Origin of the sequence: Bifidobacterium catulorum, assembly GCF_003129925.1 — a bacterium.
Taxonomy (GTDB): Bacteria; Actinomycetota; Actinomycetes; order Actinomycetales; family Bifidobacteriaceae; genus Galliscardovia; species Galliscardovia catulorum.
Window position 1 is genome coordinate 1 of record NZ_QFFN01000022.1, and the last position, 17,016, is coordinate 17,016.

A 17,016-nucleotide genomic window follows, 5' to 3' on the forward strand; every position below is an offset into this window, starting at 1 on the left:
ATCAAGACCACCATCAAGATCGGCTACGGCTACCGCAACCTCGACAACCTCATCAGCCTCGTCATGCTCAAATGCGGCGGACTCGACCTACAACTCCCCGGACGCCAATAACCAGCAGGCCGGACCAGTGTTCCACACCCACACAAACACCCGAAGAGCCTAAAAAAGAGCGGGAATCGTGTGCCGTCACGTTTCCGCTCTTTTGTATGTTTTTTGAGAGGTATAGATCCTACGGCTAAGGAGTCAGGAAAGATTGCTACGGTAAAGAAGGTTCGGCTGGTATAGCCGAATGGTCAGATACGGGGTAGCGGATGTGCGTTATCGAGATTCTGAGTGGCAAACGGAAATGAGGATTGTAAATGGGGAATGTAACTGGTGCTGTGCCGGTTGCTCAGCATGAATCAGGCAGTGAGGTATCCCGTAAAGGCAGAATCATCGGTGCTATGACCTGCCTCATTGGACTGGCTGTACTGCTTTTCGGTGTCTATGGGTGGGCCTATTTGCATGGCTGGAAGTATTCCTTCACAAACGTGAACTACTCTTTTCCACCTTTTGCAAGTCAGGGTGTGCAGACCAGTGGTCCATTATTGACTGACCCGGCCGATAATGTGTTGCCCATTGCTTGGTATACATTCCATCCCTTCTTGACGACATCATGGTTACCCCAGTTCGGTATCGGGAATTCCCAGTTGATGACTCTGTACCTGTCTCCGTTGAACTATTTCTATCTATTGCCATTCGGTATTGCACAGGTGCTGATTTCCGTAGTGAAAACCGTGGTTGCGTTTACTGCGATGTTCTTCTTCGTCCGCCAGATTGGCTACACGTGGCGTGGCGCCTTCTTCTCTGGTGCATCGTATGCCATGTGTTCGGTCATGGTGATGTGGAACGGTTGGCCGCATTCTGAAGTAACCATGTATGCGCCATTGCTGTTCCTTCTGCTCGACAAGGCATTACATAAAATCTCAATCGGATATTTTGCAGGTTGCGCCATAGTTATCTATCTCATGCTTGTCGCCGGTATGCCAACCTATGCCGCCTATTTCCTGTATCTAGTTGGAATCTATGTGCTGTTCTACGGTATCCGCGAGTATCGGAAGACTCCTACGAAGTTAATACAATACTTTGTGTTTTTCGGCATCAGTGTGGCTTTCGGGGCAATGATGTCATTGCCATATACCGGTGCATTGCTGGGCACCGTAGGCTCCAATGGGTATTCTGAGTCTCGTAGTGGTCTGGCTACAGCGACATTGGGATTATCCCGTCTTAAGACGCTGCTGTTCCCTTATCTACCAACCTCAATGGTCATCCATGCCAATGAGGGAACGCTGTACGCAGGAATCCTTGCGATGGTTTCCTTGCCTTTGACAGTAATGAATATACGGAAAAAACCGCGGGCATGTTTCTTCGCCCTTACGGCGGTAATAATGATTCTGTTGATTTTCACCCACACGTTTGATTTCATCTTCAAACTGCTGCCGATGATTCATACATCCACGAAATTCCGTGTAATCGTACTGTTGAATTTTGCTTTGGCCGTGCTTGTGGGAATTAATCTTGATGATCTGCTGACCAAGGAACGGTTCACCGGCAAGGAACGAGTTCTGTACGGGGGCTTGATTGCAGCCGGCGTTCTTTTATGTGCGTTCGCAGCATACCGAGTTCGTCCGGTATTTACTTCTGCCAACATTACTGCTGTTCATCAAGTTTATGTGGCATGTGCTGTTGTAGTAATTTTTGCTGTGGTTTCCTGTGTAAGACTAATTAATATAAGATCCATTAACGGCACCAAAGCTGTTGCAGTTGTCTCTTCAATAGCGTTGATGTTTGGCGTGTGCTTGGACATGGGGTATTTCTCTTCAAAATACATGCCATGGATTCAGCAATCGGCGCCGGTTATTCCAGAGCCGACAGATACCGTTGCCTACTTGCAGAAGAATACGCAGAATGAAGAGAAAATCGCCGTTCTGGGTGGTTGGACAATGTTTGCAATGACAAACATGTACTACAATCTGCGGAACATAGCCGGTCACGGATTCCTTTACACCAATCCTGACGTTTCCGATTACTTTACTGGTATTTCCGAAGAAGCTCTTGACGGTTCTCATACTCGTCCGGCATATGGAAAGATTGACAATGAGAATTTACTGAAGTATATGGGTGTGAAATATGTCGCCGGGGCAACGGATGATCTTTCAGACAAACAGCCGACGCAAGGTGTCGCCACACCGTCTGAAGCGCTGAATGACAGCACCAAGTTTGTGCAGGAGTTTACTGCGAAAAAGAACAATCTGCAGAACGTGTCATTTACTATCGGCACTTATGGTAAAAAACCGGCAGACGGTTCGATTTCAATTGAACTGCGTTCTGTAAAAAACAATGCAGTTGCCGCAACCTCGTCACTGCCTCTGAGCGGTTTGAAGGATGGGGCTCGGGCATCCTTTGATTTTCCTAGTATAAATAATTCCAAAGGCAAGACCTATCGTATGACGATATCCGTGAAGGACCCCTCCAATACGGGGGTTGCGGTCTTCGTCAATTCCGGAGACGCATATACGGGAGAATCGTCATATACTGATTCAACGGATTCGGTGAACGATGTAATTCTGTCTCTTCGATATGACGAAATTCGTAAAGGAACCGATGGTATGGCTGTGCGGCAACTGGACGAGTATGCGCCTCAGGTCGAGCTGATGGATACCGTCAAGGTGTTGGATTCCGATGAGGATGTACTCAACACCATGAAGAAATCCTATGATGCTGGAACCTTGTATTTCAGCAAGGATGGTGAGGATGCTCCATCGTCGGTAACGTCCAGGCAATCCGACTTGAAGCCGGATGAGAAAATCTCTAACCTTCAGAGTGAGCGTAACGGCAACATGACCTTCACTGTGAGGACTAGTGAGAACCGTTATGTGCTGGTCAACGAATATGATGACGGCAATTGGGCTGCGTACGTAGATGGTCAGAGGACGAAAGTCGTTAAAGGCAACTACCTGTTCCGTGCCGTTGAAATTCCTGCCGGAACCCATACTGTGGAACTGAAGTATGAGCCGGCCTCGCTGAAGAAGATGTTCATTGTCGCAGGAATTGCGACGGTACTGCTTGTGTCGTTGTTTGTGTTGCGCAAACCGATTGATGACGTTCTGAACCGTCCTCGGAAGCCGCGGGGAGAGCATGCAGAAGTCTGAATATACTGGCATCACCCTGTTGCGTGCATGATGAATCCGGAGAGAATGCCGTCACCTTCCACTACCATGGAACCTATGACTGAAGCATTCTCTCCGAAGAACATCATCGTGACCGGTGGCTGCGGCTTCATCGGCTCGAACTTCGTGCATTACGTGTACAACAACCATCCCGACGTGCACATCACCGTGCTCGACGCGCTCACCTACGCCGGCAATCTTGAGAACATCAGGGGCATTCTCGGCGATCGTGTGGACTTCGTACATGGCAACATCTGCGACGCCGAGCTGCTCGACAGGCTCGTTCCCGGACACGACGCCATCGTGCATTATGCGGCCGAATCGCATAACGACAACTCCATCGCCAATCCGGAGCCGTTCCTCAAGACCAACGTGGAAGGCACGTTCCGCCTGCTTGAGGCCGCCCGCAAGTACGACGTTCGCTACCATCACGTGAGCACCGACGAGGTCTACGGCGACCTTGCTCTCGACGACCCGGCAAAGTTCACCGAGGAGACCCCCTACCATCCGTCCAGCCCGTACAGCTCCACCAAGGCCAGCTCCGACCTGCTGGTGCGCGCATGGCACCGCACGTTCGGCGTGCGCATGACCATCTCCAACTGCTCGAACAACTATGGTCCCTACCAGCACGTGGAGAAGTTCATCCCCCGCCAGATCACCAACATCCTCGACGGACTGCGTCCGAAGCTGTACGGCGACGGCAGGAACGTGCGCGACTGGATCCACACCGAAGACCATTCCTCCGCCGTCTGGACCATCCTCACCAAGGGCCGCATCGGCGAGACCTACCTGATCGGCGCGAACGGCGAACGCAACAACATCACCGTGCTGCGCGACATCCTGGAAGTCATGGGCAAGGACCGCGACGACTTCGACTGGGTGAAGGACCGCCCGGGCCACGACCGCCGCTACGCCATCGACTCCACCAAGCTCCAGACCGAGCTCGGCTGGAAGCCCACGCACACCGACTTCCAGAAGGGTCTGGAGAAGACCATCGCCTGGTACACCGAGAACCGTACGTGGTGGGAGCCCGCCAAGGCCGCCACCGAAGCCAAGTACAAGGCCCAGGGCCAGTGATTCGGTGACTGATTCCCGGCTCCCCCACGAATGGTGGGGGAGCTGTCTGCTTTTGGCAGACTGAGGGGGCGCAGATGGATATGCGGCAAACGATGGTATGCGAAGCATAAAAGCGATAGCCATAAAAGCGATAGCGAGGAGCAATCATGGCATTTGAATTCGAGAAGGAACTGAAGGTCACGAAGACCAACATCCCCGGTCTTCTGGTGTTCGACCTGCCGGTGCACGGCGACAACCGCGGCTGGTTCAAGGAGAACTGGCAGCGCGCCAAGATGACCGCGCTCGGCCTGCCGGACTTCGGACCGGTGCAGAACAACATCTCCTTCAACGCGAAGAAGGGCGTGACCCGTGGCATCCACGCCGAACCGTGGGACAAGTACATCTCCATCGCCACCGGCGAGATCTTCGGCGCCTGGGTGGACCTGCGCCCCGGCGACACGTTCGGCGAGGTGTTCACCACGCGTCTCGACCCGAGCCGTGCCATCTACGTGCCGCGCGGCGTGGGCAACAGCTTCCAGGCGCTTGAGGACGGCACCGCCTATACGTATCTCGTGAACGCCCACTGGTCGCTTGAGCAGAAGAAGACGTACACGTTCGTGAACCTCGCCGACCCGGAGCTCAACATCCAGTGGCCGATTCCGCTGGAGGAGTCCGAACGTTCGGAGGCCGACCTGCATCATCCGATGCTCAAGGACGCCAAGCCGATGGAACCGAAGCGCACGCTGGTGACCGGCTGCAACGGCCAGCTCGGCCATGCCATCCGCGAATACGCCGAAGCCCACGACCTGCAGGGCTTCGAGTACACCGACATCGACGAGTTCGACTTCTCCGACCCAGCCGCATATGAGGCCTACGATTGGAGCCTGTACGGCACAATCATCAACGCCGGCGCGTTCACCGCCGTCGACAAGGCCGAGACCGCGGAAGGCCGGCCAATCGCGTGGAAGGCCAACGCCCAGGGGCCGGCCCTGCTGGCCAAGGTGGCCAAGGAGCACAACATCACGCTCGTGCACATCAGCTCCGACTACGTGTTCGACGGCGTCGCCGAAGAACATGACGAAACCGAGGCGTTCGCTCCGCTCGGCGTATACGGCCAGACCAAGGCCGCCGGCGACATCGCCGTGGCCAATGCGCCGCGGCACTACATCCTGCGTTCCAGCTGGGTGATCGGCGAAGGCCACAACTTCGTGAAGACCATGATGATGCTCTCCAACCGTGTGGCCGACGAAAACGACGCCCTGAATCAGGTGACCGTCGTCGACGACCAGTTCGGACGCCTCACGTTCACCAAGGACATGGCAGCGGCCATCTTCGCGCTGCTCGACGGCAAGGCGCCGTACGGTACCTACAACCTCACCGGCTCCGGTGCGGTGAAGAACTGGGCCGAAATCGCCGCCGCCGTGTTCGAGCAGACCAACGGCAACGGCGACAAGGTCAAGCCGATCTCCACCGCCGAATACTTCGCCAACGCGAAGAACCCCGTCAGCCCGCGTCCGGTGCACAGCGCCCTCAACCTCGCCAAGATCGAGGCCGCCGGCTACACCCCCGCCGACTGGGAGGAGTCGCTGAAGGCGTACGTGGCCAAGGAACTGGGGAAGTAGCGTAATGATGTTCTGGCATGTCTCCCGCCTGAGGAAACATGCCAGAACATTACGCTGAGCGTATCCTCTATAGGAAGAAGAGTGGGTGCCAGCCGTAGTAGTGGAAGCACACGTTCAGCAGCATCACGAATAGCGAAAAGACGATGCATATTGTGATGAAGGCCCGCGCGGCCGATAAACGTGTCGATGGCTCTCCCGAAGGCTGCGTCTCGGCGAAAAGCATCTTGATCGGTAACAGTAGGAGCGGAAGGATCGGCAGGAAATATCGGGCCTGAACGCCGGTGCTTTGCGGATTGCCCGGCACATCCCAGTACATATAAAGTGCAGTGCAAATCAGGGCGACGCCAATCAGGAAAACTCCCCACATCGATGATATGACCCATACGCTTCCCTTGACAGAAGAGTGCTTTTCCGTTGGATTCTGGAAAAATACCGCGCAAAGAAGCCCTATCGCGGTAAACCACCCGGTCGTACGAATCGAATGTCCGTCGATGATCGGACTGAGTGAACTGATGTTCAGTACGTCCTGCTGCAGTATCAGCATGAATACGGTTTTCAGATAGGCTATCGGATGCGTGATAATAAACGTCTTCTGTGCATCGGGATCCGTTGCCTTGCCGAACATCAGGCCGCTGTTGAATCCGGCGGCGGCGGTGTAGCAGATCAGGAAACACAGGAAACCGGCCATGGCGAATCCACAGATTACAGCGAGAGGCTTCCTTTTTCGCAATTCAGGACGGAGAAGAATCAATAATCCTGACAAGAGGATCAGCGGGAAGTATGTCATCTTCACGAAGCCGATGGCTATACAGAGTATTCCCATGGAAATGAGTTTGCGTGTGCCAATAGGGGAATCCGCATACAGGAGTTGTAGCAGTTTTGCCACGAACAACAGGCAAATGATTATGGTCATGGTATCGGCTGTGACACAGGAGTTGACGATTAGGCTGTTGGGCAGCAATCCAATGGCCAGCATCAAACATTTGCCGAACGGAATGATTCTGATAACGAAGAACATGCCGACTATATAGGCCAGCAAACCACACAGACGCATGACGATGACTTGCTGGTATACGGCTGGCGTCAGCAGTCGGCCTAACCAGTATCCCAGAATCTGGGGAGCGTACACTAACGGCGAGTTTCCCGTGGTGTTGGTGAATATCGTTGGCACATCATGCCCCGATCTGGTGATCGCGGAAACGTGCGGGTCTTGCCAGGCCGGCCAAGAGAAGACCTCATGGAACCTGACTCGGGAATATGTTGAGGATACAGCCTCCTTATATCCTGAATCGATATAGCCTCCGGCTGACGTCAGTGTTCTGCTTTTGTCTGCGTTCGTGCTTTTATGCCCAATAGTGAGTTTCAGCGTATCCCATGATTCGGTGACGATTTGCGGTTGCTGGCCTCGTGCGATTTGCTCAACACGGTAGAGATGCGTCGGCTCATCGGGACCAGCGGCCACTGGTGCCAGAAATACCAGTAATCCGCCCATAAGAGTGGCGATAATCAGGAAAATGCACTCCGGTTTGCGCAACGTATTCCAGAGCCGTGTGTTGCGCTCAAGAAGGGAGAAATTGGACGGAGATGCTGCATGTTTCATAACAATGTTTCCAAGTCAGACGGTGTTACGGTCGCGTTGTTAGAGACCAGTGTTCATGAGCGATTTGCGCGATGAAGATAGGCAAAACCATTGCACTGGGTGATGAATGCCTTACGGTTATTTTTGGCGATGACATCGAGGATGATGCCGGCGACGAACAGGAGCAACCCGGCGATAATGAATAATACGGCTCCGATGAATGTCGGGAATCGTAGTACCAGCCCGGTTCTCCAGAAGTCGGCAATCACTGATGCGGACAACAACAAGCCGACAACGATACTGATGAATCCGGTTGCGCCGAAGAAGGGGAGTGGGCGATACTCGCGAATCATGCGGAATATGGTGGAAAGCACCTTGATGCCGTCTCCGACGGTCGCCAGTTTGCTTACCGATCCCTCCGGACGGTCGCGATACTGGATGGGCATCTCATACAGGCGCAGATTGTTATCCAGACTGTGAATCGTCATTTCTGTCTCAATCTCAAAACCGCGGGAAAGGACCGGGTACGTTTTCGCGAACGTAAAGGAGAAAGCACGATAGCCGGTCATGATGTCATTCAACTGCGCATCGAACAACGTATTAATGGCCTTGCGGACGATACGATTGCCGACATTGTGGAATGGGCGCTTGTTCTCCGTGAAATACGTGGAACTCAGCCGGTCGCCGATGACCATGTCGTAGCCGGAAAGGACCTTCTCGACCATTGCCGGCGCATGTTCCGCAGGATATGTGTCATCACCATCCGCCATGACATAGACATCGGCGTCGATGTCCTCGAACATGGCCCGTACGACATTGCCCTTCCCCTGACGGGATTCGGACCGAACCATTGCCCCGGCTTCCCTAGCGATACGCGCGGTATCATCGGTTGAATTGTTGTCGTAGACGTAGATCGTGGCCTGTGGAAGGGCTGCGCGGAAATCTCGTACCACCTTGCCAATGGTGATTTCCTCGTTGTAGCAAGGAACCAGACCCGCTATTGATGCATCACCAAAGCCGGAATCGGGGGGGGGGGGGTTGGTTTTTTGCATAGTTATGATTTTATTCTTCCCGCTGGATATCCGGTATGCGGATGGGTGCTTTATGGTTCCCGGGGTGTATGCCTGATCAGAATCGTGTGTTAATAAACGCTGGGGCCATTGACTTTAAGAAGAGATTTAGGGCTTATGCCATGAGCATTTGTAAATAAACTGATTGATATGGTGTGTGCGGATGTTCAAACGCTTTGTTTTGTTGTGTTTTTGAAGAGACGAGACTGACTCTGGTAGGGGGTGTTTCATATCAGGGACCCAGATGCCAATGCTGGGCCAAGTGACTTGACGTGAATCTTACTTGCGGACGGGGGAAATTGATTTTCCGCTTATGGTTTTTTGAGTGATTGTTCGAGTGATTGTTTGTTTGAAATGGTTTGCACCAGCCTTCTTGAATACCCCTCTAACAGCATTTAGAACGTTCAAAAATAAAGATTTGGAACCATCGGAGGATTTCCAACCTTCACGTTATTAAAATAGAATTGATTTTCTGTAACGAGGGTATTTTAAACTACGGAAAAAGAATAAAAAAGGAAGAGAAATGCAATCACTATTTCCAAAGAAAAGAGGGGTTGGAAGAATGGTTGCGGCCATGGTTGCGGCATTCGCGCTGACCGTATCCGTTGTTCCGGCCTCCGCCGCCCCTGATGAAAATCCACTAACCGGTTCACAGATCCAGAGTCTGGCTTTTGATGGCAATCTTGACGATGCGTCCGGCAACCGTCTTGGCGGCACCGTCTCCTCCGGAACCCCCTCCTATGTCGAGGGCAAAAGCGGCCAGGCGTTGAACCTCACCGGCAATCAGCATGTTTCTCTGGGAACGGATTCCAGACTACAGCCCGCGGCTCTTACGCTTTCGTTCTGGATCAAGCCGAATGCCACGATGAACGGCGAACAGGTCATCTCCTGGGCCAAAGCCAAGTACACCGATGCCGGATGGTACCTCTCCTCCACAAAGGACCATGCATTGGTGTTCTCCGTCACCGACAGCAAGGGGACCTTGGGAGAGTTCTATGCAAACACGAACCGAGCCGATCTTCTGCCGGCAGGTCAATGGACGCATATCGCGGTCTCCTATGACGGAAGCAAACATGCCGCCGTGTTTTACAAGAACGGTCTTCGTATCACCGATACATCAACGGGGCGTAATGCCGCGGCCGTCGGTCCGATAGCTTCTTCCGACGTGGAGAAAGGGATCGGCTGGAACGGTCCTGCCTACAAACAGAATTCATTGAACGCGGCATTGGATGATTACCAGCTGTATTCCGCATTCGCCACCGCGGATCAGATTCGTACGATTTATGACGCCTACGGCACCCCGGTGACTGATCAGCAGATTGTTGCCGCAGATGCCGCGACGCTGGCAGTGCCCGGCACGATGTTCGATATCACGCCTCTGCCGTTGACCGGCCCCAACGGATCGAAAATCGTCTGGACGTCATCCGACCCGTCCGCCCTCGCCGTGGATTCCGCCACCGGCATGGCGACGCCGCAGAAGCCGGCTAAGGACACTGCTGTAAAACTGACGGCCGCCGTTTCCCACGGCGAAGCGACCACTTCACGTGATTTCAACACGTCCGTCATGGGAACTAATGAGACAACTGCGCAGGTGCCAAACCTCAAGAACGACCTCGCCAGCATCACGTTGGATGATTCATGGCTCGCCAATGGCGAAGAGAAGAACACCGAGTTTCTGCTGAAACTCGATCCACAGCGTTTCCTGTACAACTTCTATCAGACGGCCGGGCTGCCCCAGCCGCAGGGGAACAAGTCCTATGCCAACAGCTGGGAGCAGAATTCCGACCAGCATAGCGGCGGCACATTCCGTGGCCATGCGACAGGTCATTACCTTTCGTCCCTTTCGCAGGCTTATGTGGCGGAGAAGGATCCGGCCGTCAAAGCCCAGCTGTTGGCAAAAGCCAATGAGCTTCTCACGGGATTCAAGAAATGCCAGGATGCATGGGACGCCAAACATCCCAATGACAAAGGGTATCTGTCCGCATTCCAAGAAGCTTTTCTCAGAGATTTGGATGGTCTGGGCCGTGTGGATCAGCGAATCGGCACCGTATACCAGCCATATTACGCACTCCACAAAGTGGTCGCCGGCCTGGTCGATGCGGCAAATCTTCTCCCCCCCCCCCGATCAGGGAGGTGACGAAGCCAAGGCTCTCGCCCATGATCTTGCCGTCTATTTGAGCAACAGGCTCGTCGGCCATGCCGACGACAATTTCAAGCAGCCGCTCAATAATCTGGCTCGTCAGATCGAATACGGCAGCATGAACGATTCCCTCTACCGCATCTATGCGATGACGCGCGACGACAGGGTCAAGAAGGTCGCAGACATCTTCAACGACGACGGCATCTTCAACCTGTTCGCCAACAATCCGAACCAGGACCTCAACGGATGGCATGCCAACACCACTATTCCGAAGTTCTATGGAGCAATCACCAAGTACGAGATCTTCACGCAGAACAAGGATCTGTACGATAAGCTGACCCCCGAGGAGCAGGCCGAACTTCCGGTCTACAAGAAAGCCGCGGAAAACCTCTGGCAGGATCTCCTCGACCATCATACGTTCGTCAACGGCGGCAACAGTGTGGCCGAACACCTGTGGCGTCCCAACGTGCCGTGGGACGACGCCACCAATCATGGCGTTGATCAGGCGTACGGCAATAGCTCCACGGATGAGAACTGCAACATCTACAACATGCTCAAGCTCACCAAAGAGCTGTACCGTCTCGACCACAACGCCAAGTACGCCAAGTACTACCAGTGGGCCTTCACCAACCAGATCGTGGCCGCGCAGAACCCGGACACCGGCATGTTCGCCTACTTCTCCCCGATGGATGCCGGATACTTCAAGGTATACGACACCCCCAACCTGGATCCGGATGGTACCGGCAACGCCAATGCCGCCAAGGATGACGCCCACATGGACATCAATGATCGAACCCGGCCGAATGTCACCCGGTTCTGGTGCGACACCGGCACCGGCATGGAATCCGCATCCAAGTACGGCGATTCGTTCTACTTCCTTGATACGGCGAATGGTACGAACGACGTGTATGTGAACGAGTTCATCAGTTCGACGTATACCGGCGCGAATGGCTTCAAACTGGTGCAGAAGTCATCGATACCGAAGCAAGACACCACCGAAATCGCCGTGTCCAATGCTCCGGCAAACACTCGTATACGTTTGCTGCTCCCCGATTGGGCTGCGGGAACACCTGTTGTCAAGGTGAATGGCGCAGTGCAGAATGTCGCCGATGACAACGGATATCTTGATATCCCGGTCTCCGGCAGCGCCACCATCAGCTACCAGATTCCGATGGCGGTGAAGGCAGTGGCCGCCGACGACAACGCCGACTATGCGGCCTTCACCTATGGTCCGCTGCTTCTTGCGGCGAAGCTGGTCAGCCACACCGCGCCAAAACTGTGGACCGGCGGTACCAACGTACAGAGCTCCAACTACGACCGTGCGGTGACCAACACAATCGTGCCCCGTTACAACACCAAGCAGTGGCTTACGGACATCACGAAGAACCTCGTCCGGTCGGACTCCCCGACGGATGGAGGAAACCTCCAGTCCGTGCGTTTCAAGCTCCAGTCGGTCGCACAACTGCAGAACAAGCAGAACTCCTCCAGCAAGGTGTCTGCTGATTCCGTGACGTTCCAGCCTTGGTACACCATCAAGAACGAACGCTACGGCATCTACTTCAACATGGCGCATACCAATGATTCGGTCACCGTCAAGAGCGTTGCAAACCCTGAAGCGGTACAGACCCGTGTCGGCCAAGCCCCGGATCTGCCCGATACGGCGAAAGTGACGTGGTCGAACGGTACAACCAGCGACGAGAAAATTGCTTGGGAGAACGTGGATCCTTCCAAGTACGCAAAGGCCGGAAAGTTCACGGTGAATGGCGCAGTACAAGGTCGCACCGTCACCGTGACCGTCACCGTGACATCCGCCACCCCGATCTCGGTTCGGAATCCGCAACCGGTGACGACGCAGCAGCAGGAGCCTCCGGCCCTGCCGCGGACGGCGAAGGTCACATGGTCGGATGGCACGACCAGCGACGAGAAAATCTCCTGGAGCCCCATCGACGAATCCCAGTATGCCAATCCGGGCAAATTCACTGTCCGTGGCAAGGTGCAGGGACTGGACGTCACGGTGGAGGTGACGGTCGTGAAGCGCGATCCGAACTTGTCCGTGGATTCGTTGGCGGTGCGCCGTGGCAATGTGTACTACATCAAGAACTCCATCTCCGGCGGTCCGGCGGATAGGGTCATCGGCTATGGCAAGCCTGGAGACACCGTGCTAGTGGGCAAGTGGAGGTAATGATCCACAATAAGTAAATATTTGGTCGGGCGCTCTTTACGAGAGTCCGGCCATTTTTATATATTCCATTTTCTGAGAACTCAATGTCGTCCCAAAACATCGCTGGCGATGGATTGCATCGACACAGGAGATCACGTCGACAGCAAGCAGATTAACATCATCGAATGGCTGTCGGAATAATGGCCGAATACTTGGCGCGGAGTAAAAGGCTGGCGTCGGCATTGAAAGCACAATCCGATAATTGTGTGTGGCCGGTAGTAGTTTCTGTCTTTGCCCAATGATGTGAGTCCTGTTGCTAGGATTGGTGTGGTTTGTGGCCGTTCCCTGTTCGGCCGGCTGAGAATGTTGATTGTGTCGCCGTGACCTTGTTGTGCGGCCGGGCGGAAAGTGGGGCGGTGTGCGTCGGGGTTTGGTGCTGAATCTGATCAGCAACGTCATGTTCTTCGTAAGCGGCTATGTGCTGCATTATTTTTTGGGCAATTCGATGCCACCGGCGGCATATGGCGTGGTGGGCACGATCATCACGGTGCTGGATTTCGAGTACATGTTCGTCTCGAATGGCGCACGCCAGTCGCTTGCCAGCCAGATTTCTCGGCATAAATACGATATCGGCGACGTGATTGGTAAGACGCTGCTGTTCCAGTTGCTGGTTATCGCGGTGTTCTTCTCCGTCAACTTCTTCGGGGCCCCGCTGTTCGGCATCGTCCTCAATGACGAATCATTGGATTTCTATTTCCGTGTAGCCGCGTTTTTGGTTATCGCCAATGGACTGCAGGTCATTCTGCTAGGCATCAATGACGGATTGCAGCGGTTCGGTACGAGCGCGTTGCTGAGCACGTTTTATCCAATCGCCAAACTGGGTGTGATTCCGCTGATTATCTTCGTATTCGCGGATGACCCGGTGCTGGGCGTGGAGATCGGCTTCCTTCTTGCTGTTGCGCTGACGATTCTGCTGGGATGCGTGATTTTGGCGGTAAACTATGCACCTCTGAAGGTGCACAGACCGCAGAAGGTGCCGTTTGGAGAAGTGGCCCATCATACGTTGAGCTTCTCCTTCTTCTTCATCATGGTGTCGTTGGTGCTCAGCGTGGACACTCTGATCGTCAAAGCCGTGGTGGAGCCCGCCGCCATGGCCGGCTATTACACGGGCGCCATGAACTTCGGCAAAATCGCCTACTACCTTCTGCAGGCGTTCTCCACGGTCATATTGCCCGTGGTGGCGAAACTGGTGGCCGAAGGCAGCCTCGACCGCGCGCTGGAACGTATTCGGGAACTGCTGTTGCTCGTATTCGTATTCATACTCCCGATTCCAGTGGTGATTTCGGCGAGCAGCGGTTCCCTGCTGCTCGCCTTCTATAGCGAGGGATTCACCGTGGCCGCCCCTACATTGTCGTGTTTGGCATTGTCGAACTTCTTTATGGGCATGACCGTGATTCTGAACATGGTCTTGAATTCCTATGGCTCAAGCAGATTCTCAGATGCGCTGTCCATCGTATCGCTGGTGGTGGTCGTGCCGGTGTTCATCCTGTCGGCCAAGTTCGGCGGCATTGTGGCGATTGCGGTGGCGAGCGTGACCTGCACGTTCATTACCATGCTGGTGTCATTCGTGCGCGCGTATCGAAAAGTGGGTGCCGTAATCACGCGGACCGCTTGGCTGGTGCTTGGCTCGAACATCGCATTGTGGCTGGCGGTATGGTTCGGTTTCCGGTTCTTCTCCACGTCGAACCTGCTCGTACTCGGCTTGGTGTATGCGGTTGTGTATGTGGGGTATATCGGCGTTCTTATGGCGGCGAAGGTAGTCAGTATATCCAGCCTTAAGAAGCTCGGCGCATAGCGCAATAAACGTGTAGACATATGAATGAAGCCCGTCAACGTTCCGTGACGGGCTTCATTCATATTATGAGCGTTGTCTTAATGGATTCGATTCGTGATCCATCTCGCAAGCTCCTTGGTGATCTCCACGCTGGTGAACCGTTCGGCCACGAGCGTGGCATTGGTCTGGGCCTGAGCGAGCTTCTTCGGATCGGAGAGCAGTTCCTCGATTGCATCGGCCAACGCTTCGGCATCCCCGGGCTTCACGAACACGACCCCGTCGCCAAGCATACGACGCTGGGGCGCGGTGTCGCTGGTGATGACCGCACATCCGGCTGCCATGGACTGGTACACCTTGTTCGGAACCACGTGAAGTCCCTTCGATGTGGTGGAGAAGATGCCAAGCGAAATCGCATGACCTGCCACGACCCTCGGCAGTTCCTCGGGTTCCACCCAATCCTTGAACTCCACATTGTCGAGTCCCCTGGTGATGTCACGGACCTCGTCGTAATCCTGGCCTTTGCCGATAAGCGTGAAATGCGGTGCATGGCCACGGTCCGCAAGAATCCTGGCAGCCTTGGCAATGACCGGCGTACCCTGCAATGGCGTATACAGACCGTAGAAGACGATGTCTCGGGTGCGGTTTTCACCGGCTCGATCCCGGGCCACATACCATTCCTCGGGGGCGCCGACCGGAATCACCATGCCGTTGTCTTCCGGCTGGAGCATGGCCTTATGCTCCTCCGTATCAAGCACGGCCAGCGTGGAGGCGTTGATGGCCATGCGATCAAGCTTCTTGAGCAACTTGACCTTCAAACCTTGGGCTCCACGATCCTTGGCGGTATCCCCGGCGAAGATCAGATGGTCAAGGATGATCGGCGTCTTCCTGAATACGTGATGGGCGAGCAATACGTCGAAATGCCCCATATAGCCCACAAGCACGGCATCGGGACGTCCATTATGCTTCATCCACTGTTTGGCGTCCCTGCGAAGCCTGCTCCACAAGGTGAGTAGATTCCATCCGAATCCGAACAGTTTCCACGGCTTCTTGAGGATTTCAACGCGCTGTGCGGTTGAAAGCTCCAGCGGATGATTGATCTCCTCGACGATGCAGCCGTTCTGGCGCAGCCCATCGATGAGAATGCCGACGCGCGGATGTTTGCGGACGTTGTAGGTGCCGAAGGCGAGAACCCGGGGTTGAGAGTACATATCAGATCTTTCGGAGTGGAGAAGCGTAATGGACAGTGGATGCGACTGAGGCATAACGGCGACTGACGTCGCCGACCGCCCCATCAGTCAGCCTGCGGATGACAGCTTCCCCTGCGAGGGGAAGACGGAAAAGTCAGTCGGTGTCATGCTTACCCGGCAGCCCGGTCGGCTTGCCGGTGTAGCCGCCGAACTCGTCCTGTTCGGCCCAGATTCTCTGATAGGGGAGTGAATACTGGATTTCCTTGGTGCGTTCCAGTTCGTCCTCGACCAGACGGCGTTGGATGCGCTGCACTTCGGAGATGATCTGCAGGGCGAAGCACAGGGCGCCGAGCATGAGTAGCGCCACGCCGAGCATCAGCGACTGCAGGTGGCCCTCGGTCTGCCCCATGGCGGCCAGCACAAGGAACCGGATGATCGGAATCAGACCGGCGATGCCGAAGATGATGCCCGCCCACTTGAAGATGACGTTCGACTTGAACATCAGGAAGCTGCGGATGATCGCGCCGCCCGACTTCGCCATATGCTCGAAGATGTTCGAGAACAGGCGGGACTCGCGCGTCTTCGGGTTCGTGGTGATCGCATAAGACGTGATGGCGATGCGCTTGTTGCCCGCCTGGATGATCGTCTCCATGCAGTAGCTGAATTCGGTGACGATGTTCAGCTTGATGAGCGCCGACTTAGAATACGCGCGGAAGCCGCTGGCCGCGTCCGGGATGTGCGTGCCCGCCGCCTTGTTCACCACCCAGGAGCCGAAATGTTGCATCCGCTTCTTGAACCAGCTGAACTCCTTGATCTTGCCGGTCTGACGGTCGCCGACCACGATATCCGCCTCATGACGCACCACCGGCTGCACCAGGTCGGCGATCGACGCGCTCGGATATTGGTTGTCGCCGTCCGTGTTCACCACGATGTCGGCGCCATGCTTCAGCGCGTAGTCCACGCCGTCGCGGAACGCACGCGCCAGACCCATCGGTTTCGCATGATGCACCACATGCTGCACGCCCAGACTGCGGGCCACCTCCACGGTCTTGTCGGTACAGCCGTCGTCGATGATCAGCAACTGGATGTCATCGATGCCGGGAATCTCCTTCGGCATGTCCTTCAACACGAGGGGAAGGGTCTTCTCCTCGTTCAAGC

The 17,016-nt window shown here is 54.9% G+C and carries 10 protein-coding genes; 6 read left to right on the forward strand and 4 right to left on the reverse strand.

Features of this window, described 5'->3' with window-relative positions:
* The first annotated feature begins 359 nt into the window (after window positions 1–359).
* From DF200_RS07665 to DF200_RS07675, 3 genes are all read left to right on the forward strand, one after another.
* Complete coding sequence (locus tag DF200_RS07665; protein WP_109137692.1) at window positions 360–3,191, forward strand: YfhO family protein; 2,832 nt, start codon at window positions 360–362, stop codon at window positions 3,189–3,191.
* Window positions 3,192–3,266: 75 nt separating this feature from the next.
* The gene (gene rfbB, locus DF200_RS07670; RefSeq protein ID WP_109137693.1) at window positions 3,267–4,286 is read left to right on the forward strand and encodes a dTDP-glucose 4,6-dehydratase; all 1,020 of its coding nucleotides are present in this window, start codon (window positions 3,267–3,269) and stop codon (window positions 4,284–4,286) included.
* A 146-nt stretch (window positions 4,287–4,432) separates the two neighbouring features.
* The gene (locus DF200_RS07675; RefSeq protein WP_109137694.1) at window positions 4,433–5,887 is read left to right on the forward strand and encodes a sugar nucleotide-binding protein; all 1,455 of its coding nucleotides are present in this window, start codon (window positions 4,433–4,435) and stop codon (window positions 5,885–5,887) included.
* Between the two features lie 67 nt (window positions 5,888–5,954).
* Here the strand turns inward: DF200_RS07675 and DF200_RS07680 are convergent, their stop codons facing one another.
* Complete coding sequence (locus DF200_RS07680; protein ID WP_109137695.1) at window positions 5,955–7,487, reverse strand: DUF2142 domain-containing protein; 1,533 nt, start codon at window positions 7,485–7,487, stop codon at window positions 5,955–5,957.
* Between the two features lie 53 nt (window positions 7,488–7,540).
* Complete coding sequence (locus DF200_RS07685; RefSeq protein ID WP_109137696.1) at window positions 7,541–8,518, reverse strand: glycosyltransferase family 2 protein; 978 nt, start codon at window positions 8,516–8,518, stop codon at window positions 7,541–7,543.
* A 592-nt stretch (window positions 8,519–9,110) separates the two neighbouring features.
* Here DF200_RS07685 and DF200_RS11260 point away from each other — a divergent pair.
* From DF200_RS11260 to DF200_RS07700, 3 genes are all read left to right on the forward strand, one after another.
* On the forward strand, window positions 9,111–10,673 hold the full coding sequence (locus DF200_RS11260) for a beta-L-arabinofuranosidase domain-containing protein (protein WP_158275812.1): 1,563 nt from the start codon (window positions 9,111–9,113) through the stop codon (window positions 10,671–10,673).
* Complete coding sequence (locus tag DF200_RS11265) at window positions 10,633–12,858, forward strand: beta-L-arabinofuranosidase domain-containing protein (protein ID WP_277725200.1); 2,226 nt, start codon at window positions 10,633–10,635, stop codon at window positions 12,856–12,858. Before DF200_RS11260 ends, DF200_RS11265 begins: the two co-directional genes overlap by 41 nt.
* A 412-nt stretch (window positions 12,859–13,270) precedes the next feature.
* Window positions 13,271–14,692 (forward strand): MATE family efflux transporter, encoded by a 1,422-nt coding sequence (locus DF200_RS07700; RefSeq protein ID WP_241520198.1) that lies wholly within the window; start codon window positions 13,271–13,273, stop codon window positions 14,690–14,692.
* Between the two features lie 77 nt (window positions 14,693–14,769).
* Here DF200_RS07700 and DF200_RS07705 read toward each other — a convergent pair whose 3' ends face one another.
* Window positions 14,770–15,879, reverse strand: a complete 1,110-nt coding sequence (locus tag DF200_RS07705) for a glycosyltransferase (protein ID WP_158275814.1) — start codon at window positions 15,877–15,879, stop codon at window positions 14,770–14,772.
* A gap of 133 nt (window positions 15,880–16,012) precedes the next feature.
* Window positions 16,013–17,014, reverse strand: coding sequence for a glycosyltransferase family 2 protein (locus tag DF200_RS07710; RefSeq protein ID WP_206603427.1), 1,002 nt, complete (start codon window positions 17,012–17,014; stop codon window positions 16,013–16,015).
* Between the last annotated feature and the right edge of the window lie 2 nt (window positions 17,015–17,016).

Bases quoted from the DNA above. Each gene is read 5' to 3' on its own strand.
- DF200_RS11260 (WP_158275812.1), top strand. From the start codon at position 9,111: ATGGTTGCGGCATTCGCGCTGACCGTATCCGTTGTTCCGGCCTCCGCC.
- DF200_RS11265 (WP_277725200.1), top strand. From the start codon at position 10,633: ATGCGGCAAATCTTCTCCCCCCCCCCCGATCAGGGAGGTGACGAAGCC.
- DF200_RS07680 (WP_109137695.1), bottom strand. From the start codon at position 7,487: ATGAAACATGCAGCATCTCCGTCCAATTTCTCCCTTCTTGAGCGCAAC.
- DF200_RS07685 (WP_109137696.1), bottom strand. From the start codon at position 8,518: ATGCAAAAAACCAACCCCCCCCCCCCCGATTCCGGCTTTGGTGATGCA.
- DF200_RS07665 (WP_109137692.1), top strand. From the start codon at position 360: ATGGGGAATGTAACTGGTGCTGTGCCGGTTGCTCAGCATGAATCAGGC.
- DF200_RS07675 (WP_109137694.1), top strand. From the start codon at position 4,433: ATGGCATTTGAATTCGAGAAGGAACTGAAGGTCACGAAGACCAACATC.
- DF200_RS07705 (WP_158275814.1), bottom strand. From the start codon at position 15,879: ATGTACTCTCAACCCCGGGTTCTCGCCTTCGGCACCTACAACGTCCGC.
- rfbB (WP_109137693.1), top strand. From the start codon at position 3,267: ATGACTGAAGCATTCTCTCCGAAGAACATCATCGTGACCGGTGGCTGC.